The 22,440-nt window shown below is 47.8% G+C and carries 24 protein-coding genes; 5 read left to right on the top strand and 19 right to left on the bottom strand.

Annotated features, from left to right (window positions below; genetic code table 11):
* Positions 1-6 precede the first annotated feature (6 nt).
* The 5 genes from JWV37_RS02155 to JWV37_RS02135 all read right to left on the bottom strand — a co-directional run bounded on the left by JWV37_RS02155 (position 7) and on the right by JWV37_RS02135 (position 4,852).
* Positions 7-687: a LytR/AlgR family response regulator transcription factor gene (locus JWV37_RS02155; RefSeq protein WP_205458012.1), complete on the bottom strand. Its 681-nt coding sequence runs from the start codon at positions 685-687 to the stop codon at positions 7-9.
* Positions 665-1,666, bottom strand: a complete 1,002-nt coding sequence (locus JWV37_RS02150) for a sensor histidine kinase (protein ID WP_205458011.1) — start codon at positions 1,664-1,666, stop codon at positions 665-667. The genes JWV37_RS02155 and JWV37_RS02150 overlap by 23 nt, the downstream gene beginning before the upstream one ends.
* Complete coding sequence (locus JWV37_RS02145) at positions 1,659-3,107, bottom strand: phytoene desaturase family protein (RefSeq protein ID WP_205458010.1); 1,449 nt, start codon at positions 3,105-3,107, stop codon at positions 1,659-1,661. The genes JWV37_RS02150 and JWV37_RS02145 overlap by 8 nt, the downstream gene beginning before the upstream one ends.
* Positions 3,108-3,598: 491 nt before the next feature.
* Positions 3,599-4,258 (bottom strand): AbiU2 domain-containing protein, encoded by a 660-nt coding sequence (locus JWV37_RS02140; protein WP_205458009.1) that lies wholly within the window; start codon positions 4,256-4,258, stop codon positions 3,599-3,601.
* A 3-nt stretch (positions 4,259-4,261) separates the two neighbouring features.
* Entirely contained in the window at positions 4,262-4,852 is a 591-nt protein-coding gene (locus JWV37_RS02135; protein ID WP_205458008.1) for a DUF6988 family protein, read from the bottom strand.
* Between the two features lie 369 nt (positions 4,853-5,221).
* Here JWV37_RS02135 and JWV37_RS02130 point away from each other — a divergent pair, with 369 nt between their 5' ends.
* Positions 5,222-5,416, top strand: a complete 195-nt coding sequence (locus JWV37_RS02130) for a hypothetical protein (protein ID WP_205458007.1) — start codon at positions 5,222-5,224, stop codon at positions 5,414-5,416.
* Complete coding sequence (locus tag JWV37_RS02125; RefSeq protein WP_205458006.1) at positions 5,413-5,754, top strand: type II toxin-antitoxin system RelE/ParE family toxin; 342 nt, start codon at positions 5,413-5,415, stop codon at positions 5,752-5,754. The genes JWV37_RS02130 and JWV37_RS02125 overlap by 4 nt, the downstream gene beginning before the upstream one ends.
* Positions 5,755-5,782: 28 nt before the next feature.
* On the opposite strand, the gene JWV37_RS02120 is transcribed toward JWV37_RS02125, so the two are convergent.
* The 13 genes from JWV37_RS02120 to thiD all read right to left on the bottom strand — a co-directional run bounded on the left by JWV37_RS02120 (position 5,783) and on the right by thiD (position 18,250).
* Positions 5,783-6,292 carry a lipocalin family protein gene (locus tag JWV37_RS02120; RefSeq protein ID WP_205458005.1) on the bottom strand — a complete coding sequence of 170 codons (510 nt, stop codon included), beginning with the start codon at positions 6,290-6,292 and terminating at the stop codon, positions 5,783-5,785.
* Positions 6,293-6,353: 61 nt separating this feature from the next.
* A complete protein-coding gene (locus tag JWV37_RS12885) occupies positions 6,354-8,009 on the bottom strand; it encodes a sensor histidine kinase (RefSeq protein ID WP_205458004.1) in 1,656 nt (551 codons plus the stop codon).
* Positions 8,010-9,674, bottom strand: coding sequence for an ABC transporter substrate-binding protein (locus JWV37_RS02110; RefSeq protein WP_205458003.1), 1,665 nt, complete (start codon positions 9,672-9,674; stop codon positions 8,010-8,012). It abuts the gene before it with no gap.
* Positions 9,664-10,353: a response regulator transcription factor gene (locus JWV37_RS02105; protein ID WP_205458002.1), complete on the bottom strand. Its 690-nt coding sequence runs from the start codon at positions 10,351-10,353 to the stop codon at positions 9,664-9,666. Before JWV37_RS02105 ends, JWV37_RS02110 begins: the two co-directional genes overlap by 11 nt.
* A gap of 91 nt (positions 10,354-10,444) precedes the next feature.
* The gene (locus JWV37_RS02100; protein ID WP_205458001.1) at positions 10,445-10,801 is read right to left on the bottom strand and encodes a hypothetical protein; all 357 of its coding nucleotides are present in this window, start codon (positions 10,799-10,801) and stop codon (positions 10,445-10,447) included.
* 10 nt (positions 10,802-10,811) lie between these two features.
* Complete coding sequence (locus JWV37_RS02095) at positions 10,812-11,441, bottom strand: 4Fe-4S dicluster domain-containing protein (protein ID WP_205458000.1); 630 nt, start codon at positions 11,439-11,441, stop codon at positions 10,812-10,814.
* An 11-nt stretch (positions 11,442-11,452) separates the two neighbouring features.
* The gene (locus JWV37_RS02090) at positions 11,453-13,726 is read right to left on the bottom strand and encodes a molybdopterin-dependent oxidoreductase (RefSeq protein WP_205457999.1); all 2,274 of its coding nucleotides are present in this window, start codon (positions 13,724-13,726) and stop codon (positions 11,453-11,455) included.
* Positions 13,701-14,258 (bottom strand): TorD/DmsD family molecular chaperone, encoded by a 558-nt coding sequence (locus JWV37_RS02085; RefSeq protein WP_205457998.1) that lies wholly within the window; start codon positions 14,256-14,258, stop codon positions 13,701-13,703. Before JWV37_RS02085 ends, JWV37_RS02090 begins: the two co-directional genes overlap by 26 nt.
* Before the next feature lie 9 nt (positions 14,259-14,267).
* Complete coding sequence (locus tag JWV37_RS02080) at positions 14,268-14,552, bottom strand: c-type cytochrome (protein ID WP_205457997.1); 285 nt, start codon at positions 14,550-14,552, stop codon at positions 14,268-14,270.
* Between the two features lie 87 nt (positions 14,553-14,639).
* Complete coding sequence (locus JWV37_RS02075) at positions 14,640-15,962, bottom strand: cryptochrome/photolyase family protein (protein ID WP_205457996.1); 1,323 nt, start codon at positions 15,960-15,962, stop codon at positions 14,640-14,642.
* Positions 15,959-16,906, bottom strand: a complete 948-nt coding sequence (locus tag JWV37_RS02070; protein WP_205457995.1) for a YbgA family protein — start codon at positions 16,904-16,906, stop codon at positions 15,959-15,961. Before JWV37_RS02070 ends, JWV37_RS02075 begins: the two co-directional genes overlap by 4 nt.
* A complete protein-coding gene (gene thiE, locus JWV37_RS02065) occupies positions 16,903-17,511 on the bottom strand; it encodes a thiamine phosphate synthase (protein WP_205457994.1) in 609 nt (202 codons plus the stop codon). The genes JWV37_RS02070 and thiE overlap by 4 nt, the downstream gene beginning before the upstream one ends.
* Entirely contained in the window at positions 17,501-18,250 is a 750-nt protein-coding gene (gene thiD, locus JWV37_RS02060) for a bifunctional hydroxymethylpyrimidine kinase/phosphomethylpyrimidine kinase (RefSeq protein WP_205457993.1), read from the bottom strand. Before thiD ends, thiE begins: the two co-directional genes overlap by 11 nt.
* 105 nt (positions 18,251-18,355) lie before the next feature.
* Here thiD and JWV37_RS02055 point away from each other — a divergent pair, with 105 nt between their 5' ends.
* Positions 18,356-18,805, top strand: a complete 450-nt coding sequence (locus JWV37_RS02055; protein ID WP_205457992.1) for an SRPBCC family protein — start codon at positions 18,356-18,358, stop codon at positions 18,803-18,805.
* On the opposite strand, the gene JWV37_RS02050 is transcribed toward JWV37_RS02055, so the two are convergent.
* Entirely contained in the window at positions 18,791-20,647 is a 1,857-nt protein-coding gene (locus JWV37_RS02050; RefSeq protein ID WP_205457991.1) for a diguanylate cyclase, read from the bottom strand. The two genes, JWV37_RS02055 and JWV37_RS02050, sit on opposite strands and share 15 nt — an antisense overlap.
* 119 nt (positions 20,648-20,766) lie before the next feature.
* Between JWV37_RS02050 and JWV37_RS02045 the strand changes: the two genes are divergently transcribed.
* Both JWV37_RS02045 and JWV37_RS02040 read left to right on the top strand, forming a co-directional pair.
* Positions 20,767-21,624 (top strand): P-loop NTPase, encoded by an 858-nt coding sequence (locus JWV37_RS02045; protein ID WP_205457990.1) that lies wholly within the window; start codon positions 20,767-20,769, stop codon positions 21,622-21,624.
* Positions 21,621-22,440: ATP-binding protein (locus JWV37_RS02040; RefSeq protein WP_205457989.1), on the top strand; the 820-nt coding region annotated here is incomplete at its 3' end. The genes JWV37_RS02045 and JWV37_RS02040, both read left to right, overlap by 4 nt.

Here is a 22,440-nt window from a genome sequence, read left to right as displayed (position 1 = left end):
TTGGGCTTATTTTTTAAACCGTTCGCGAAAGAGCTTGGCGCCTTCTTTGCTGCTTTCGATACTCTCATCGATACCCTTGAAGAAAAAGGCCAATCGGCTTTGGTCTAAGCTCTCAAAGTGCGAAACATGGGCAAGATTGAGAAGATAAGAACGGTGAATGCGCACAAAATCGTGGGTTTCTAAGAGTGTTTCCATGTGGGAGATTTTGGCCGCGTAGTAGGAAAACCCCTCGCGTGCGCGCACCATGACTTCGGCCAAATCTGCCTTGATGTAAAAAATCTCTTCGGGCTTTAGCAAGAAAAATAGTTCCCCGTTTTTTGTCAGTAAGCGTAAGGCTTCGGGCTTGGCGCGCGAAAGGGCGCGGTGAAGTTGTTCGGCGGTGTAGGGCTTAAGCAGGTAATCCACCGCCCCGATGTCAAAGGCCTCAAGGGCGTGTTTTTCGTAGGCCGTTTGAAAGATGATGGGAAGCATGGGCGCACGCAGTCGCACTTGGTAGGCTAGGGCAATCCCTGAGAGGTCGGGCATGGCGATGTCGGTGATGAGTAAAGAGACGGGCTGGGTTTGGAGTAGTTCAAGTGCCTGGGCGCCGCTGGTTGCTTGGAGGATGTTTTGGTGGCCCAGTTGGCCAAGTAAACGGGCAAGGCGCGAGAGGGCTAAAGGTTCGTCATCGACGATTAAAATGTGCATGAGGTTCTCCTAAAATAAGGGTAAAGCTAGCCATCTGAGAGGATGAATGTATCAAATGTCCGTGGCAAAGGAATTCTAAGCGTTCGCTAAGATTGGAAAGACCGATGCCATAGCTTGGGTTTTGGGGAATGGGGCCGGTGTTTTCTACCTTTACATGTAAGGCTTTTTGGTGGCGCGAAGCGGTGATGCGAATCTCAAAAGGGGTGCCTTTGAAGCCGTGTTTGATGGCGTTTTCCACTAAAAGTTGAATGGAAAATTTGGGCACAAGGTGCGCACCAAACGCTTGTGCAATGTCCTCGGCTAGGGTGATTTTCCCCTCAAAGCGCACCGCTTCGATTTCCACATACGCCCGCGTGTTTTCCAACTCCTGAGAGAGACTCAACAGGGCGCTTTCTTGCATGGTGTTGCGCAAAAAGGTGGAGAGTTTTAAGACCATGGCTTCGGCTTTTTCGGGGTTGACGTGGTAAAGTTCGGCCAAAGAGTTAAGGGCGTTGAACAAAAAATGGGGATTGAGTTGGGTTTCTAAGGATTTGAGGCGGCTTTGGAGCAAGAGGGTGTCTAGGTGCGTGTTGATGTTGCGCAAGCGCACGAGATGGTACAGTAAAGCACCCAAGAGGTACGTTAGTATGCCTAAGATAAAAGCACTCTCTAGGTGGGGCACATTGGCAGGCAGTACCAGCCCAAAAGGAAATCGCAACGCAAGAAAGGTACCCAAAAATCCGGCCAAAAACGCGATGAACGCACTTGTGGGCACCCACCAAGTGGGGGAAATTTTGGGCATGATGAGGCGGTTTGTTACACTAAAAAGCCCCCACGAAGCAAGGCCAATCCACCCGCCAAGTAGCGCCCCGAACCCAAGACCATGCACAAGAGGGAGTTCAAGCAAAAGGTACAAAAACCCTGCCAAAAGTCCTGAAAAAAAGATCCCAAGTCCTAGCACTCCAAGCCAGTCTTTGAAGCGGATATTCAGTTCAAGCATCAAGGAGCTTTTGGAGGTTATTGACTCCTGCGATGACGCCAGGCCATCCTTGGGCGGCAAAGGTAGTGTCGCCTACCATGTAAAGCCCGCGAAAGGGGGTGTCGTTGGCAGGATTAGTAAAAAATGGGCGAGTGTAGGACATGGGGATTCCTCCAAGTTGCGCGCGCCCAAGGTAGCGGGCAAAGGTTTTTGGCGTGGCGCCAAAATGGTGTACGACGCAGGATTTTTCAAGCCCTAGTGTAGCACAGACTTGGTCAAGAATCTGTGAAACAAGGGCGGATTTTTGCGCTTTATAAAGTGCAGGTGGCAATCCTCTCCACCAACTGCTTTTAGTGTGCACCGAAAGGGTCATGGAACGATGCCTTTGAGGCGCTAAATCGTGGTCATTTGCATCAGAAAAAGAGGCAAAAAGCGCGTCAGAAGTGGTTTGAGGAAGAGGCCTATCTAAAAGAATCTGATAATGGTGCTCTAAGGGCGCATCAGTGCGAAAGGTAGCATAAACCATGAAGGCGCTTTGGTCGTTGTCTAGAGACTTGAAGCGTGAAAAGTAAGCGTGTATAGCCCCTGATTCAAAAAACCTAGCGCTTTCAAACACGGGGGTGTTGAGCACGAGAGTGCGCGCGTGAAATACCTCGTGGCGCGCGTGAATTTCAAAGCCATAAGAACGAGCAAATATGCGCGATACGGGGGTTTTCTTGCGCACGTGTGTAATGCAAGGTTCCAACGCATCAAACAACGCACCCATGCCTCCTTGCACGTAAGCATTGTGTAAAAAAGGGTACCCAAGGGCTAGGGCAGTCGAAAGGGCGCTGGCTTCATGGGTGGTGGTTTGGGTAACGATGCGCAAGGATGCATCAAGGGTGGCTTTATAAGCAGACGAAATGCCAGGAAGTTTCGCCCGAATGTACCCATCACCTCGGCGCAACAGTAGTGGAAAAAAAGCTCGCGCGATGGGTAAAAAGCTCACCAAAGAGCGCGCAAAATCTCCCCATGAACGCTTGGAAAACACGTAATCTTGGTGGGCATAAAAAGCGCGATTAATGCGCCAGATTTCTTCCCAAAACGCGCGATTTTGCGGATGAGGATGCACGCGCTCTAGGGCTTCTAAAAAAGCCTCCAAATCCTCAAAACGGGGCAGGGCTTTGCCTTTTTGGATTTGCACATAAGCAGACGAAAGAGGAAGAAGCGGCAGCGTTACATGTAAGCTTTCAAAAAATCTATGCACGGGCATTCCCTCTTCAAACCCCGCAAAGGTCGTCGCACCCGTGTTGTAACGAAAACCTTGGTGTGAAAAGGTGCTACTGCACCCCCCGAGGTAAGGCTCCTTTTCCAACAACAAAACCTTTTTGCCTTTAGCGGAGAGCATCGCCGCCGCGCACGTGCCACCAATCCCCCCGCCCACCACGACCACGTCGTACATGTTAAGTGCCTTGTGTACCATGAAACCTCTTTTTGGGAAAGTGTAACGCAAGGCGCGCGCTGTTGGTAGGGAAAAAATGGCGGTTTGGGCGGAGGGATGGATCGAATCAGGCGCAAACGTTGCTCCACATCCGCAACATCTGTGAGATAATATTTTTCATCTGTTACTTTTAATTTCAGTTGACTACAATTTGTAGCCAACTTACTACCTTCATTTTTAAGCCTTGTTTTTAAAACACTTCAATATTTTCAAGGATTTTCACTCTCACTTAAGACACCAACCACATCCACAACTAAAAAAACCACTTTTCATTTTTCTCATCATAATGACTGCAGATTTTTTTGTCTTCAAAAAGTTTAATATTGCGCATTTTTACGCCCCTGTATTCTTTACATATAGCGTAACACATTGGCAAAAAATCGCTTAAAAGTATTTCAGTTTGGAATACTAAAATACCCAATAATTATCTACGCTTTTTGCTGAGATAATTATGACAATACTGTTGACAGTTTTCATTTGTTTTGTTCCCAAAACTCATCTCGCATTGTTTGATTAATTTTATCTCTCGTGATAATCGTTGCACCCGTCATAATTTGATTTAGATTGATGATAATACTTTGCATTTCAGCTAGCATACTTTTGATATCACCCCATTTTAATCCTAGAGTTGAGATATCTAAAAGCTCATAATCATCACCAGATTTTTTAAGTTCAAGATGGGCAATGCGTTTGTCTCGTATGGTTTCAAACGCTTCTAATTTTGGCGAATGAAGCAAACAGTCTATCTTTGTTTTGGTTTTTGTAACATTTTCCCAAAAACCGTGACTCTGTTTTTCTTGTGTCTTAGAAAATCCCACAAAAGCATCCGCATTTACGATTGCATCATGGAAGTATTTTAAAAGTTCTCGATTGCAAAATATGGAACTTATGCCTTCTATGCTTGGCGTTTTATTGCCACCTTTTTTACAAACGATATTGACAATGTCCACCACGCAGGCAAAAAAGAGGCTCTGGCGTAAGACTTCAAACCCTCGATTGTTGTGTTTTTGGGATAAGTTTGTATCAAAAAGCATCGGGTCTAAAAGGGCGTATTTTTCTTCAACCCCATGGTAGGCATCGGTTACATGTAGAAGATGCGCTTGGTGTTTTGAGATAAGTTCAGGCAAGCTCATTATTTATTCTTCGAGGAGTGGTTTTTGTGCAAATTCTATTAATTTTTTATCATTGATATTTAATGCAAAAGCCAAGAGGGTCATAGCTAATTGAGCATTTGAAGAAACTAACAGCACTATCAGCTCTTCATCTGAAAAGGTTGGTTCTACTATATAAGTGCTATAATTGATTTGTCTTGATATTTGTTCTAGCCCTCCATGGGTAAAATCATTTAAGACTCCAATATTTCTTTGACAAATACTATGAAAAACTCCTCCACATAATGCACCATCAACTTCTTTAGCTAATTTCCAAGTTTGTTTCCAATCATAATCTGGAGTCTTGATTTTCTCACACTCATCATTGTCTGCTACAAGCTGAACCCACAAGCACCTATAGCAAGCCTCAAGCAGTGGACGAGAAAGTGCAACTGCTGAGCTATGGAGATTATTTTCGATAAGTAAAATAACTGAAGCATGATGTTGTTTTACAAGTGCTAAATAAGAAACAACAATCAAATCTTTTATTGTGGAGCTTGACGTGATACCACCTAAAGATGCAAGAACACTTTGTTTTGTATCTTTGGCTTTTTGCAATGCTTCATCTAGTGTCATTTGTTAAAACTATCCTCAATAATTTTTATCTCGTATATTCACAAACTTTTTTTTGGAAGTTTTGTTATCTATGAGAGAGTTTTTCTAGCTTCTTTATCCCTTTATAGTTGTTTATGTTGGCGTGGTCTTTTTCTGGGCCATCTATGTTTTTAAAGGTTTGTTCAAACATCAAAGGTTTCCTAGTGTCTGTTTTTCATGAAGTTTATAGAAAAAACATTATAGGCAAAGTAGCTTGATGTTTGCCAAAACCCTTTACATGTAAGGTTACGGATACTGTGTCCAAAAAAGCTTTTCTAGCTCCTCGTTTTGGGCTTTGCAAATATGCTATAATCCTTCAAAATTGAGACTGATTTTACATGAGGACTAAACATGAAAACGTTGACCTTGAAAATACGCGATGATTATTTTGATAAATTCTTAGTTCTTTTAGATATGCTTCCCAAAAAGGCTGTAAAAATTGAAAGCAAAAACAAAGAAGAGGCTCGGGTGTTGCAAAAAAACATCAAGCAAGCCTTGTTGGACATTGAAGAAGGGCGCTCAAAAGTAATAAGAGTTATCGAGTGAAACCGCTCCATAACCTGACTGTTAAAGACACCAGCGTTTTTGCCAAAGCTGTCAAAAATTTAAAAAGAAAGTTTCGCAATATCGACAAAGATTGGCTTGCTTTTGTTGATGGCATCAAAACAGAAGAGGATTTAGGTGTTTATTTAGGTAGTGGCGTCTACAAAGCGCGCATTTCAAATTCCGATAAACGCACTGGCAAGAGCGGTGGCTACAGGCTCATCTCCTATTTAAAGCTCCTCAACAACGAACTCTACCTTATCTACATTTACGACAAAAGTGACTTTGAAACCTTAAGCGAAAAAGAAATAGACCAACTCATTCTAGAAGCACTCGACTAGTCCTCGCTAAAACCCTTTACATGTAAGGCTACGGATACCGCGTCCAAAAAAGCTTTTCTGGGTCGTAGCCTAGGGTTTTCATGTGGGCTAAAATCTCTTCTTTGTCCTTTACATGTAAGGCTTTTTCGCGGGCGAGTATCCAGAAGTATTTTCGTGAAGGTTCGCCGATGAGCGCGTAGCGGTAATCATCCGCTAGCTTTAGTACCCAGTAGTCGCCGTAAAAGGGGCGAAAAAAGCTTACTTTGAGTTTGGCGGTGTCAAAGGGTGAGGCCAGCTTCGCCACGCCTTTGGCTTCGCCAATTTGCGTGCCCTGTGCGTCAAAACAGCGGTTTACCACACGCAAGCGCTTTCCTTCTTGGGTGTAGGTGGCTGTGGCGCCGATGCATCCTTTTTCAAAACGGTTTTCGTAACGGGCTATCTCGTACCATGTGCCTGCGTAGCGTTCAAGGTTTACATGTAAGACCGTGGGGAGTTCGGGATGTCTTTGGGCGCAACCGCCTAGAAAAAGACCCAAAAACAGAGCAAGCATGGCGCGCATGGGATCTCCTTTTTTAAAAGAGTGTACCGCCTTTTTGACGCGGTTCGTAGGGAAAAAATGGCTATTTGTTAAGCTTGATAGTAAAGCACGCGCCCTCGGGCGTGTTGGCTACGTTGAGGTAGCCATCCATATTGTTTTCGATGATGGTTTTGCACATGTACAGCCCGATGCCCGTACCTTGCTTGGCATGTTTGGTCGTAAAGTAAGGCTCAAACACCCGCTCCAAATGCTCCTCTTGGATGCCGCCTGCGTTGTCTTCCACTCTGATGAGCACGCACTGGGCGCCTTCACTGATGCTGATGCGGATTTTTGGCCGCGCAATGAGGCGTGAGGTGAGCGCGTCTTTGGCGTTGGAGAGGATGTTTAAAAAGGCTTGGGAAAATTCATTGGGGTAGCCAAGCACTTCGTACTCTTTGACGATGTCCCACTCTAGGGCGATGTTGTGGTGCTTTAGGGAAGAGGCAAGGATGCCCCCCGCACTCTTGCACGCGGTGACCACGTTGAAAAACTCTTTGGTTTTAGAAGGTTTAAAAAAGTTTTGAAAGTCCGTGATGGTGCGGGACATGTACGCGGTGATGGTGTTGCACTCTTTCACGCAATGCTCCAAAAATGCCCCGTCAAATTGGTTAAATTTGTGGCGGGTTTCTAGGTTCATCAAGATGGCGTTTAGCTCCCCAAGAGGTTGACGCCATTGGTGGGCGATATTGCCAATCATATTTCCCATGGAGGCGAGTTTTGATTGTTGGATGAGGAGTTTTTCTTGGTCGGTGCGGCGGCTGATTTCTTGTTGGATTTTGTGCTCCAAATCATCCACCATGTGATTGATAACTTCTTTGAGCGCATTGAGTTCATGGGTTTTGGCCTGTGCGTCAAGGCGTTTTTGCAAATCCCCGCCTTTGAGGGCTTGGAGCATTTGGGTCGCAGATTCGATGAACTCCATGTCTTGTTTGAGCGCGTCTTTGGCCGCGTCGATTTCCACGTTGATGGCCCGCGCCATTTCTCCCAACTCATCGTGGGAGTCAAGGGCGATGGCGATGGGTTTTTTGGTCATGGTTTTGTGTTTAAAAAACTCAAAAAACTCGAGCAATCCCGACTTTACCCGCTCAATGCTCAGGGCAATCTTGCGAATCACCAACCACCCAAGAGTAAGGCTCAAAAGGCTTAAAAGGACGGAGATGATGACAATGGTCCAGCGGGTGTTGTCAATCCTTTCTTTGGCGTCTAAGTAGGTATTAGAAGAGGTATCAAGCTGTTTTGCTTGGGCTTTTTGTAAGGCCGAGGCAAGCACGTAAAATTGTTCGCGCTCTCCCGTATTTGCGTTGATAAATGCCCCCTCTTCAAAGTCTTCATGGATAAACGTGCGGGTTTGGGCAAGTTGGGTTTTGTAGGCGCGCCACTCTTTGGCGATGACCTCTTCTTGGGCGCTCATTTTTGCATCCAAGGTGCCAAGCAGAGGCTCTAGCGCCCTTTCGATTTCTTGGCGAAAATCTTCATTGGGTGCAACCACAAGAGAGAGAGAAAGCTCTCTGAGGTAAAACAAAGGGGCGATGAACTCTTGCTGAAGGGTTTGGACATTTTTGGAGTCTTGAAACACGTGGTCAAGGCTGTCAATGCCAAGCCTGCCGATGTTAAAGGCCAAGCCCACTAAGGACAAGAGGGTCAAAAACCCGATAGCGCCAATGAGGATAAACTTGGTGCGAATGCGAAGGTACGACACTTAGGGCCTTTCTTCAAAAAGGTGCGCGTTAGGGCGGATGGGCAAATGCCTAGCACTTGGGTATGCGCCTTGGCGAATCGACCAATGGTAAGGGGTGATTTTTGCTTCCCATAAGGGCATGAGTAACACCGCGGAGGGGGTGTAACTGACTTCTTTATTGACCGCTAAGACGATGTTGGGTGAGGGTACAAAGAGCATGTAAGCTTCCTCGTACGCTCGCTTGGTGATGCGTCCCACACTTTGGACAAAGGCAGGGGAATTGTACGGCAGAGTGAAAAACTCTTGCAGTAACCCTTGGAGGGGCGCATCTTCGTCGATGGTCGACCACACATCATCAGTACGGTAATTAAAAAAGACCGTCCACGGGTGGTTACTGCACCAGTCATCATTCCCCCACGCTAAAATATCCCAGTTTTTTGGGCTTTCACGGTTGGTGAGCAGTTGGGCGTACAGCTCTTTTTCGCTGGTGGTGGTTTCGTACTCAAGGCGTACGCCGTATTGGCTCAGTTGGTATTCGATGCCTTTCCATAAAAACATAAAGCGCTCAAGGGTGTACACTTTTAGGGTTAGCCCTTCTAAAATCTCTCGCCGTTTTTTGGTGCGTTCTTTCGCATCAGGCGCCGCCGCGGCGCGTTCAAAGTGGGTGGGCAAGTCTTGGGTGGCTGTTTCCACCGAGGCGTAGTTGCGTGTGGCGGCAGTGGGGGCGATGCGCCCTTCGTTTTTGTAGACAAACTTTAAAAGATTTTCTTGGTTGATGGCCTCATTGAGCGCGATGCGTACGGCTTTGTCCTTTAGCACGCCACGGGGTTTGAGCATGTTGAAATAAACCGAAATGTTGTGGGTTGAGGGATGGGTGATGAGTTTGGCGTAAGGGGAAAGCACGGCTTCGGTTTTGCGGTTAAAAGGAATGGGTGCGATGTCTAAGCTGCCCTCCCTCTCCAGCGCAGCCTCTAAGACCGCTTCGGTACCAAGTTCGGTGTAGATAGTGATTTTTTGGATGTAGGGCAAGCGCGGGTCATAGTAGTGCGGGTTGGCTTCTAGTTCAATGACGGGGGTTTGCTCCCCACCCGTAGCAAACCCTTCTTTGAGAATGTAAGGCCCAAGTCCGTAGGGTCCGGGGTGTTTCATGCTATTGGACGTCGAAGCGCCTTTGAATCCCCAGCCGTAGTGTTCTAGGTAGGTACTGGTGTAGAGGTTGACCATGGTCAAATCAAACATAAACAGTTCATAAGGCTGAGTGAGCGTAAACCTTACATGTAAAGGGGAAATCTTCTCAACACGGTCCAAACGCGAAAACAAATCAGAATACCGAAAAGGGCTTTTGCGCATGGACGCAAAGTTCTCAAGCACCGCATCCGCATCAAAGGGCGAGCCATCTTGAAACACCGCTCCTTCAACCAAAAAAAAGTCATACACCGTAGGGGAGAGCTGACGGTGGGAGTGGGCCATCATGTACTCCCACCCCTGCGAAGAGTCACTGGAGCGCACTAAGGTGCCATTGACGAGTTTGGAGAGGTAAAGGTAGGGCATGGTGGGTAAAAAAACCTTGATGTGTGAGTCGGGATGGCGGGTTTGAAGGGCCAAAGAAGCGCTATCATCCAACCGATAGCCCGAGGCTACCAAGGTGCTAAAAAGGCAAAAAAGAAGCGTTAAGCTACGTTTCAAGCTTGTATCCGATGCCTGAGAGGTTAACGATGAGGTCTTTGGGAAGCTTTTTACGCAAGCTTAACACTAAAGAACGAATGGCGTTGTCGGTCATGACATCGTCCTTCCACACTTCGTATTGAAGTTCGTCGTAGGTGACCACGCGGTGGCGGTTTTGGATGAGCATTTCTAAAAAATCAATCTGTTTTTTGCTCAGGCGAATCTCTTTTCCTTTGTGGGTTAAAAGCTTGTGGTCGATGTCATAATGATAATCGTTTGGCAAGCCGTGGGTCAGTGGATGGGTCTGCGCGATTTGGGCGAGACAGGCTTCAAGAACGCCCAGTAAATCAGGAAGAGTGACAGGCTTGATGAGGTACTGCTCCAGGTGAAGCTTTACCGCGCTGAGTAAATACTCTTTTTCCGTGTGAGCAGTGATGAGCACGATGGGTGTGGTGCGGTCTTTGGCCCGTACGTTTTGGACAAATTCGATGCCGCTAAGTTTAGGCATGAGGATGTCGGAGAGAATGATGTCGGGTTTGTGGAGTTGGTAAAGCTCATAGGCCTCTTGGCCATCTTGGGCTTCGATGACACTGTGTACATAAAAACGCAAGGTGTCACTGATGGGTTTACGGATGTTGGGTTCGTCTTCCGCATACAAAATGCGAAGGGTTTTAAGCTGAAGTTTGAGTGCTTTGTCCATCGCCATCCTTTAGAAAAATGATTATAGGTTATTTATCTTCAAGTTTCAAGACCAAAGATTGTTTTGCCAAACTGGCAAATTTGATCCCGCCTCAACTGCTTTTGTAAATGAGGTTCAATTTTAGTCTAAACTCATAGGTTCCTGCTTCGTGTAGCGTGATGGTTGTGCGAGGAAAGCCATCGACGATGCTAGGCGGTGTTTGGGCGGAAAAAGCATGAATATCCGCATAGCCTGCAACCATATAGCCCGAAGGAAAGTCGTTTTTTTCAAGAGAGAACGTGACGATATTTTCTCCTATTTTCGCTTTTTTGGGCGTGGAGATGGTCACTTTTTGTTTCGCGTAATCACTAAATTCTTTCATGTCGATTAGCGGACAGGCCCCTGGGGAGGCTTCTTCTCCCCAGAGTGGTAAAAATCCCACGAGCAGTATAAAAATCCACTGTTTCATGGGAGGCTTCTTAGAGCCTGTGCATCTTAGCAGGCAAGCTAGGATGCACAAAGCGCGTGGAAGGCTTTGTAGAAGAGCCGATGGCGTAATCAATGCCAAGGGGGTCGGTGGTGCCTGCATTTGCATAAGCTGGGTCATGGATGTCAATGAGCGCAATGGAGCCTGTTGGGCACGATTGAACACAAGCGGGGAGTAATCCCTCATCTTGTCGCTCCCAGCACATGCTACATTTTTCTGATTTACCTAAGCGTTCGTTGTATTTGGACGCCCCAAAAGGACAGGCCAATACACACCCCTTACACCCAATGCACAGTTCTTGGTCGTGCTTGACGATTCCTGTGATAGGGTCCTTGGTTTGTGCGCCCGCAGGACAGACTTCTACGCACGCAGGGTTTTCGCAGTGGTTGCACGCGAGGGAGAAATAGTACCGCTCCTCGGGCATTTGGGCTTGTGGCGCTTTGGCGTACCAGGTGACAGTGGGAAGAAAGTTGTTTTGGTCCTCACGGTATGTTTCGCCACCAATTTCACGCACCTTTCTCCACGCAATGCCATTGTCTTGGTGGTATTGGTTTTTACAGGCCATCGCACAGGTGTTGCAGCCTAAGCAGATGCTGCTATCGACTAAAAATGCTTTTTGCATGCGTAATCCTTTTAAATTTTTCTAAAGTTAACATAGGCATCGTGTAAGGCAACGCCCGGCGCACCCGTTTTAAACGCACCCATGTCTGAAGAGGTGTCATCCACCAGTTCGTTGACATTGTAAATGTTGTTATTGAACCATTGCTCGTACATCATCACGGTGCCAGAGGGGACATTGTCGGTGACTTTTGCTTTAACGCGCAATAAGCCAACCTTGCTAAAGACCGCTACAATATCGCCCGTTTCTACGCGCTTGTCGGTCGCATCTTTGGTGTTGATGTAGACAAACGGTTCTGCGTTAAATTCTTCCATCCAGTCAAGGTTTTGAAACTGAGAGTGAAGACTAAAGCGGCTGTGTGGCGTGGTAAGACGGAATTTGTCGTAAGGCTTTCGCACTTCTACGTACTCAGGCAGTGCTTTCCAACCATACTCTTTTGAGGTTTCAGAATAAAACTCATACTTTCCGCTAGGAGTAAAAAACTTGCCATCGGCGTAAGGGATGACTGGCTTTGCTTTCACAGGGCCGTTTTTAAGCTCTTCCCAAGAGCTGATGCCAAACTTCTCGTAGATGCCCGCATTAAACTCTTTGGCGGTCCACTGTTTGGTATCGACGTATTCAGGGAAGGTACAAGAGCCTTTTTCTAGCGCATTTAGTTTTTTAGAAAGCAACGCGGCGATTTCTAGGTCGTTTTTGGCTTCATGAAGGGGTTTGATGGCTTGTTCGTTGATACTGAGCCAGTAATGCCAGTAAGAGACATTGACATCGTACTCTTCAAATTGTGTAGTGACAGGCAAGACGATGTCGGCCCACTTGGTGGTTTCGTTGAAAAATTCGTCTACAACCACCACCATCTCTAGGGATTTAAACGCTTCAATGAGAAGGTTTCGGTCAAAATCTTGAGCAAAGGTATTTTTACACGCTACCCATAAAAGCCGTACCTTAGGGTCAGAATTTAAGATTTCACGCGCGGTTTTGTTGATGTTGAGGTAGCGGTCATCGTAATCAGGTTTCTCTTCGCCTGCTGCGCCATGGCCAAACTCTCCCATGCGTTTGCCGCCCACATATCCCACGCTTCCTGCGGGTTTTTCCATGCTCATGGCGTGGTAGTTAAAACCCCACGTGTCAAGGTGTCCGTAGCGAGAGCCTCCCGCGTATTTGCCGATGTTTCCGGTGATAGCAACTAGGGCGTCAATGGCGCGTATCATAGAGCCGCCGTTGGTGTGGCGTTGCAAACCGTAGCCTGACCAGATGGTAGCGGGGTCTGCTTTGGCAAATTCTAGGGCGATTTGGCTAATGAGTTCTAGCGAAAGCCCTGAAGTTTCAGCGACATCACGAAGGTTGATGGTGTCAAGGTAGGCTTTGAACTCTTTGTAGCCTTTGGTGTTTTTGGCAAGCCATTCTTTATCGTGCATATTAGCATCGATGATGATTTTAGCCATACCAAGGGCCAAAAGGCCATCAGAGCCTACTTTAACTTGAATCCACTCGCTTGCTTTAGAGGCCGCTTCGGTGAAAACGGGATCGATGACAACGACCTTTGCCCCTTTTTTCTTGGCTTCAAAAATGTACTTCATGGAGTGTACGGAGTTAGCTGCTGGATTTGCGCCCCAGAGGATGATGTACTTACTGTCTTTCATCTCTTCGGGGTCATTGCACCACATGGCGCCCATGTCGAGGTTTTGGGCATCGATGCCTGCAGGCCAACAAGGAGTTCCAGCAAAGCGTGTGGTGTAGCCGATGGAGCTAAACATGCCCTCAACGCCGTAATGGGTGATACCAAAGTTGCCAGAGTATTTTGTGAGCGCGGCTCCGAGTAGGTGGCCGTCCTCTTTTTTGATAGCAAGCAATTTTTTGGCGATGGTATCCATGGCTTCATCCCAACTGATGCGTTTCCATGTACCTGAACCTTTGCCACCTACTTGCATCATAGGGTATTTGATGCGGTCGGGAGAGTAGACACGTCTGACATACGAGTTGCCTTTGACACAGGTGCCACCGTTGGTAAATGTGGACTCTTTGGCTCCTTCGATAAACTGAATCACGCCGTCTTTGACGAACGTTTTGATGCTACAGGTGTCGTAGCAGTTGCGAGGACAGGCGTTGCGAAACGTGGTGTAGCTTTTTTTGCCCGTAAAGGGGATTTTGGTGTCCACATAAGGCTCTGCGGCCAATGCGCCACCAGGAAACGATGCCACGGCACCGCTGGCGAGTAGCCCTTTGAGGAAGTTACGACGACTGACACCCTCGCGAAGCAGGGCATCAACAGGTGATGGGTGAGTACTCATGGTTTTCTCCTTGGATAGAAAGTTCTGTAGTAATGAAACGCTGAAGCAGGTCTACTATCTGCGTCAAAGCAGGTGAGGGCGCGTGCTGCTTGACTGCTTCGACAAAGGGAAGTATCCACCGCGCCATGTGCTCTTGCAAAAAATAGCACCGCAGTGGTTTAAGGTAGAGAATGTTGCTGTGAAGCTCGATGTAAAGTAGCTGATAATACGCATCAAGCTCAAACCCCAAAAAATCATCGGGCTGTTGGCCATCTTTGGGGTTTTTAAGCCCAAAAAGGGTGTAGAGACCCCTTACTTCTTGCGTGGTTTTGCTCATTAAAAGCCCTGATTTTTCCAGATATATTGAGGCGTATGGCGGTGCAAGAGGTGCATCCGGCCCAACAAAAAAACGGTTAAATTCGGCCTCTAAAGACATCGCAGATGAAGATGTTTCAGAGGATATCGCGCCAAAAGCCGCCCACAAAGATGCGGTGTCGGTGCTGTTGAAGATGTCTCTTAAGGCTTTGGCGTCCGCAAGTCGTGAAAGGGTCATGATTGCACCTTACTTGACGATTTTAGTCGCAAGCGCTTCGATATCTTCTTTACTAAGGCGCATGACTTGCCCACGCATTAATGCTTTGAGATTGCCGCCATAAGAGCCATCTTTATAGCCTTCCATGGCTGAAATAAAGTCTTCCTTGCTCATTTGGTTGATGATTTTACTCACACCGTTTGCCACTTTTTCGCCTTCAAGTCCGTGGCACCCTGCGCAGGGTTTATACAATGCGTCTGCGTTGGCAAACAACATACCTTGCAATAACACGGCTAATACAATCCATACTCTCATACAGACCTCCTTTAACAACAAGATGTCGTATGATGACGAAAATTAATTGGGAAAAAATTGGCTAATAGGAGAGTTTTTGGGTGATTTTTAGATGCTTTGGGTGTGTTTTTTAAAATGTGCCAAGGCTTTTACTCTGGCTTCTTTGTGGTTTACAATGGGGTTGGGGTAGTGTACATGTACGCCCTTAAGCAAGGCTGTTTCATCATGCAAGGTTTTGGCAGGAATGGCGTGAAGTTCGGGCAAAAAGCGTGTGATGTAAACAGCCTCTTTGTCAAACTTAGCGCTTTGCGCGTAAGGGTTAAAGATGCGAAAATAGGGTTGCGGGTCAACCCCCGTGCCCGCACTCCACTGCCACGAAAGGGCGTTACTGGCGCGCTCATAGTCGAGTAAATGCGCGGCAAAAAACCGCTCGCCCCATTGCCAGGGCAAGAGCAAATGTTTGGTGTAAAAAGAGGCGCAAATCATCCGCACGCGGTTGTGCATGAAGCCTGTTTGCACCAGTTCGCGCACGCCCGCATCAACGATGGGCACCCCTGTTTTTGCCTCGCAAAACGCACGGTGAAGCTTGGCGTTGGGGATGCCCTCAAAAGCATAACGAAAGTTTTGGGTTTCAAGATGGGGAAAATGGTGAAGCAAGTGGGCGTAAAATTCCCGAAACATGAGTTGGCGAAAAAAAGGCTCCGTGTCCACACCTTCCTTTTTTTGCGTAGCAAGGTGGCGCAAGAGGGTGCGAATGCCTAGCGTGCCAAAGCGCACATGCACCCCAAGGCGCGACGTGCCCTCTTGCGCCATAAAATCCCGCGTGCTGAGGTAGTTTTCTAACGCAAAGCGCACAAGGGCTTCATGAGGGTCAAGCGTTGCAGGCGTGGGCGTGCTAAAGCCTAAAGAGTTCATGTCAAAAGCGGCGTACATGTAAGGAAAAAGCGTTTGCGTTGCGGGTACATATTCTTTTACATGTAAGGGAGTAAAGCGTTCTTTGGCGGCGTTGTAAAACGGGGTAAAGACCAGATACGGCGAACCGTCTTTTTTGAGCAGTTCCTCGGGCTCAAACACGTAGGTGTCTTTGACAAGCCTGAAAGGGAGCAGGTGGGAGATTTCCCTGTCGCGCGCGGTGGCGTACGTGTCAAAATCCCCCGAAGCTACCACTTCGTCAAACCCCAACGGTGCAAGGGTTTCAAATACCCGTTTGGGGGTGTCGTAAAAGATGGCTAGGTCTAGCCCACGCTCTTGTAATTCCTGTTTGAGTTTTTGCACATGGTGCACGATGAACCCCATGCGCTTGTCGTCTTTGCTAAGTTCGTCCAAGATAGCAGGGTCGAAGATGAAGAGGGGCAGTACCTCACCCTCGAAGCTTAACAGCGGGTTGTCGCGTACGCGCAAATCCCGCCGAAACCACAGAATGCGCCTCACTTACCCGCGTCCACGTGTGAGCGCAAGGCGAGCTCTTTGGGGTAGGGCGCTAAAAAGGTTTGCTCTAAAAGGTAGTCTATGTTGTAGCGTTTAGCCAAAAGCACAATGGCAGAAATGGGCGCGATGAGCGGGATGATTTTTTGGCTGTAGTCTTCAATCATGAGGTGCAGTAGCTCTTTTTCACCTTTTTCGAGTGTTTTTTTGAAAAACCCTACCATGTGTTCAAGGACGTTGCGGGTTTTGCTTACGCTGCTTTTGCACGCAATGGCTTCTTTGTAAAGCGCACCATATGCCTCTAGCACATCAGGAAACGGGTGTTTTTCGTGGTTAGCGACGACGTTTCCAAGGTCGCGGTACAAGGCTTCGTTTTTGGATTGAAGGAGGAATTTATTGACCGTGTGAAACTGCACCAAGCCTCCCATGGTGGGATGTTGAGCGCAAAATTTCACAAAGCGGTCGTAGGCAAAGAGGTGCATGATGAAGTTTTCCCGAAGCCACGGGTCAAGGAGTCTGGCTTCTTCTTCCATGGGCAGGTGGGGAAATGCGGCCTTACATGTAAGGACAAAAAGCCCGTCAGTTTTGCCCTCGCCATGCCCGTTTGGTAAATACACTTTCGCGCTTCCAAACCCACAAGTTGGGCTTTTAGCTTTAAAAATGATGCCTGTGAGGGGGACTTCTTTGAGGCGGGAGAGTTCGTGTTGGTTTTGTGTTTCAAGCATACATGTAAGGTCTTCGCCCGTTTTGTTGGAGATGATGCGTAACCCTTCGTCGTGTTTGACGAGGCGAATAGAAGGGCGCGGTGTGCCAAAGGCTAACTCTTCGGGACAAAAAGGAACAAACGAGGCGTAGTTGGAGAGTAAATCTGTGATGAAACGGTCGCGTTTGTGTCCGCCATCAAAGCGGACTTCGTTACCCAAAAGGCACGAGGAAATGGCAATGTTCATAAGAGTCCTTTGGCGAGGTTTTGGATGTTTTGGGTGATGCTATCGGGCTTGTACGCCGCACTCACCACGCTAATCATATCGGCTTCTTTGACAAGGTGAATGTTGCTTGCGTTAATCCCTCCAATGACACACACAGGGATGGAGAGCGTCGCTTTTGCTTGGCCGATGATGTCTAATGGCACGGTTTTGGTGTGGGGCTTGGTGGGAGAAGGAAAAAACGACCCAAAGGCCACGTAGCTTGCACCTGCCTCTTGGGCTTTTTTAGCGCGTTCCAAATCCCCATAGCACGACACGCCAATGAGCGCATCAGGCAACAGCGCGCGCACTTCTTCTAAAGAGCCGTCTTCCAGCCCAATGTGTACCCCATGCGCGTTGGCGTTTAGGGCGAGGCTCACACGGTCGTTGATGATAAGCCTTGCATCATAGACGTTGCACAGGGCAACCATGGCCTTAACCAAAGGAAGCAAGTCTGCATTCGAGTGGGTTTTGTCGCGCAGTTGAAGGGTACGCACACCCGCGTCTAATACCTCCTTGGTTTGGGCCATGATGCTCTCGCGGGGCGTGAGGATGTCATCGGTCAATACATAGAGTTTGCTAACGTACATGCAACCCTCCTTGCTTGTGTCCAAGTGGCCCAGGTCCGTGGCCAAGAGCGGGTGCGTGGAAAATGGCGTGGTAGATGAACGCCTTGGAGCGCATGATAGCTTCTTCGAGGGGTTTGCCAAGGGCGAGGTTAGCGGCAATGGCCGAAGAAAACGAACACCCAGACCCGTGCAAATTTTTGGTTTCAAGTTTGGGTGAAGCGAAGGTACGTTTGGTGCCATTGGGATAAAATAGCGTGTCGTGGCTCTCTTTCTCCGTCGTGAAATGTTTCACGATGACAGGGCAAGGAGCCTTTACATGGTAGGGTTCCCCAAAGAGGGCTTTGGCTTCGTGTTGGTTGGGGGTAAGGACGGTGGCGTAGGGAAAAAGCGCGCGCATGGCCTCTACGGCTTCGGGTTGCAAAAGGGGTGAACCCGCTTTAGAGAGAAACACAGGGTCAAGCACCACGGGGATGGAAAGTGTTTTGACAAAACGCTCCACCACGCGGATAAGCTCGGTGCTGTAAAGCATCCCAATCTTCACGGCTTTGACGGGCAAATCTTCCATGACCATGGCCAGTTGTTCGTCTAAAAACTGCGGAGGGACAGGCATAATGCTACGCACCCCTGTGGTATTTTGGGCAGTGAGAACCGTCAGAGCTGTGGCGCAAAAGACCCCAAAGGCTTCGGCGGTTTTGATGTCGGCTTGGATGCCCGCCCCGCCACTGGAGTCGCTTCCTGCGATACTTAGCATCACTTTCATGGCACTCCTTTGTTTTTGGCTATTATAGACAAAACCCTTTAAAATTCGTAGGTAAGGAATGGTTTTTCGTGGGTGCGTGGTATACTGCGCGTTAAGGAGTAACCCATGAAAACCGTCTCTTTTTCCACTTTATTAAATGCGCCTATCGAGGCTGTGTATGCCTTTCATTGTGATACCAACAACCTTCCCAAAATCACCCCTCCGTGGATAAAAGCGCAGATTGTAGAGCTTGTTTTGCCTTTGCAAGAAGGCTCGGTGATTGTGCTAGACATTACCCGTTTTGGGTTCACACAACGCTGGAAAATGGAGATTGAAAGGATGCAAGCGCCCTATGTGGTGGTTGATCGCTCGCTTAAGTCGCCTTTTCGTACGTTTCATCATGAGCATGCTTTTGAAGTGGTCAATGAAACCACCACCAAAATGCGTGACACGGTTAGCTTTAGCTTGCCTTTTGAGCCATTTTCCAAGCTTGTGTACCCTTTGGTAGTGTGGGACTTGGCGCGCATGTTTGCCTACCGCCACCAACAAACCCAAAAGCTTTTAGAGGGAAGTTAATTTTGTAGCAGCGCTTTGGATCTCTTCTACTTCCACGCGGTTTCGGCCATTTGTCTTGGCGCGGTAAAGGGCATCGTCTGCGCGGGAAACCATGCTTTTTTCATCATCTCCTTTGTGGTACGTGCTAATGCCAAAACTACACGTTGCCCGCACAATGGTTGAAAAAGAGAAATTTTCCACCTTAGTACGTAGCTTTTCCGCAAGATTTTGTGCCGCTTCAAGGCCGCTTTGGGGCGCTAAAATCATAAATTCTTCCCCTCCCCAGCGTCCCAAAACATCTTCAGAGCGCACGTTTTCTTGGAGGATTTTTGCAAACTCTTGCAAGATGGTATCGCCAACTTGGTGGCCGTGGGTGTCGTTGACGTTTTTAAAGCGGTCAATGTCTAAAATGATGATGGAAAAATCAGTGTCATGGCGCTGGCTTACATGTAAATAGGTCTTAAACATCTCATCCAATTTGAGGCGATTGTAAAGCCCTGTGAGTTGATCGGTGATGGAAAGCTCTTCCGCGCGTTTTCTGTCGGTGATGTTTTGGCGAACCGAGGTGTAGCCCGTAATCTCTCCTGCACTGTTTGTCTTGGGTGTAATGATGGCATGCACCCAGTACGCAGAGCCATTTTTGCGCCTATTTTTAAGCTCCCCTTCCCAGATTTCCCCTTGTAAAATCGTGTTCCACATTGTCTCATAAGTACTACTTGGGGTGTCTGGATGGCGGACGATGAGGTGGTCTTTGTCGATGAGCTCTTCTTTGGTGTAGCCTGAAACATCACAAAAGGCTTGGCTTACTTCGGTGATGATACCGCGCGTATCGGTGGAAGAGATGATGACGTTTTTGTCGATGATGCGCAGTTGGTCTTGGATAGTAAAAGTCATCTTATCTGCCATCGTAAGAGCGCGACGTTGGGTATGCAACAGGGCATAAACCCACGCACTCATGGCAAAAGTGAGAAGCGAACCAAAAAAGAGTTGAACCCAAGGCAAATAGATTCCATCGCCAAAGTCAAGAACACGGTCGGTTTTAAAGCACATTATCCACGCGTGTCCATAAACGGGTAGTGAAACACAGCGCGAAAGGCGCGCTGAGGTAAGGTTTGGATTAGAGTCATAAAGAAGCGCTCCTTTGTCGTGAGAGGCGCTATCGTGGAGTTTAAAATCAACGGGAATGTAGCGGTCTTGCATGATGCCATCAAAGAGTCGCTTGGTATTAAGGGCGGCATACACATAACCTTGGTGAACATTTGCGTCATTAAAAACAGGCAAATAAATCAAAAACCCATCCCTTTCGCTCTCATTTTGCAAAAGTTCAATCCGCGAAGAAAGAGCGATGTCTTTGCGCTTAAGGGCACGTTCCATGGCGGTGTTGCGCACCGATTCAGATGCCATATCAAAGCCAAGGGCGCGTTGGTTGTGCCTATTAAAAGGTTCAAGATAATAAACAGGTACAGCTGTTTTTGCAGTCGCAGGAAAGATAAAATAATGGTCAAAATCAGCAGTGCGTTCAAAGGTGCGTTTTTGCTCCAATGGCACCAAGGGTCCAAACCCCATCGCCTGAATGCCTAGAAATTTTTCCGCCAGATTGTAAGCACTAAGAAACTGTTTAAAATCATCGCGTGTTACCTTGTCTGAGGCCAAAAACAACCCCCCTAAACTGCGTACAAGTTGCACGTTGGATTCAAGGCGTTTTTCAACAAGCAAAGTGGTGTGGGTGATGGCGGTTTCAAAGCGAGACTGCTCGGTGAGTCGAATCCACTTTTGGGTTTTGTAAGAAACAAAGAGTGTGAAGGCAAGACCAATGAAGAGTATTAGTGAAGGAAGTACGGCAGGTCTTAATACACGCTTCAAAAAAACTCCTCGTGAAAATTGTTAAGTATACAGAAAAAATTATTAAAGAGAAGTGACATTTTATATTGACATATGTAAAAATAAAGAGTACTATTTGCATATGTAAAAAAAGGAGAGTCATGCAAAGCAAAACGATTGCCATTGGCAGCGGAAAGGGAGGAACAGGGAAAACGACCATCAGTACCAACCTTGCTCACTTTCTTGCGGGAAAAAACTACCATGTGGTTTTAGCAGACGCAGACGTAGAAGAGCCTAACGTCTCTCTTTTTTTGCGCCCCGATAGTTTACATGTAAAGGTGGCAATCAAACAAAGGCCGGTGTGGGACGAAGAGGTTTGTGTGCTGTGTGGAGCGTGCGCAGGCCATTGTCACTTTAATGCCATCATTGCTTTACCCAGTGAAATCCTAGTCTTTCCTCAGTTGTGCCACAGTTGCTACGCGTGCAGTGAACTGTGTCCTGTTGGTGCGCTCCCTATGGCAAAAGAGCGCATAGGCGAGATTGCAACAGGTTTGTGTGAGGGTGTTGTTGTGGTGGAAGGACGATTGGACGTGGGGCAAGAGATGGCGACGCCACTCATCGCCCAGACTCTTGATGCGGCAAAGGCACACACCAAAGAGATTCTTTTGTGTGATGCGCCTCCTGGGACGTCGTGCTCTTTTGTACAAACAGTACGTCAGAGCGATTATGTGGTGCTTGTGAGTGAACCAACAGCATTTGGACTAAACGATTTGACACTCGCAGTTAAAACGGTACGCGCTCTTAATAAACCTTTTGGCGTCGTGATTAACCGTGTAGGAATGGGAGATAGTGCGGTTGAAATGTACTGTGAGCACGAAGGCATTGAGATTATCGGGCGTTTTTTCCACGACAAGGGAGTGGCGCGCTGCTGTGCTTTGGGTGTTTTAGCGGCCCAAGAAGTGCCCCATTTTAAGGCATCCTTGGAGGTGCTTGCACACCATTTGGGGGTATTGGCATGAAAGAAATCGTCGTTATTTCGGGTAAGGGCGGAGCAGGTAAAACTTCCATCAGCGCTGCCCTAGCAGCCATGCATCCCAAAGAGGTACTAGCGTGTGATTGTGACGTAGATGCAGCCAATATGCACATCCTCATGGGGGCAGATTTTAACGAAGCGCAGGCTTTTCAAAGTGGTCATGAAGCGGTGATTGACCCAAGCGTGTGCCGCGGGTGTGGAAGATGCCTTGAAGTGTGCCGTTTTGGAGCCATTAGCAAAGGGGAGGGCCACGCTTTTGTGGTTGACCCGTTGGCGTGTGAGGGATGCCATTTTTGCGCCACGATTTGTCGCCCCAAGGCTATTGGTATGGAGCCGCGCGTTGCGGGAGAGAGTTTTTGTTCTTCTATGCGCTTTGGAGGGTATTTGGTGCATGCAACACTAGGGATTGGCGGGGAAAACTCGGGAAAACTCGTCGCGCACGTCAAAGAGCGTGCCCGAAAAAAAGCCAAAGAAAGAGGCGCCCAATTTCTTCTTAGTGACGCAAGCCCAGGAATCGGGTGCCCTGTGGTCTCTTCGCTTAGTGGGGCTTCTCTTGCGGTGGTGGTGATGGAATCAAGTGCTTCAGGATTGCACGATGGAGCGCGGGTTATAACCTTGGCGCGCCAGTTTGGTATCCCTTGCGCGGCGATAATTAATAAATGGGATTTAAGCCCAAAATCCACTGAAACTATAGAGGCATATTTGGAAAAAGAAGCTATTCCTCTTGTGGGAAAATTGCGGTATCAAAAGGCATTTTGGGAAGCGCTTAGAGAGAAAAAAACCCTCTACGAGCATCCCAAAT

The sequence above is a fragment of the Sulfurospirillum tamanense genome, assembly GCF_016937535.1.
Classification (GTDB): domain Bacteria; phylum Campylobacterota; class Campylobacteria; order Campylobacterales; family Campylobacteraceae; genus Sulfurospirillum_B; species Sulfurospirillum_B tamanense.
This window is presented reverse-complemented; position numbering and strand designations above follow the sequence as displayed.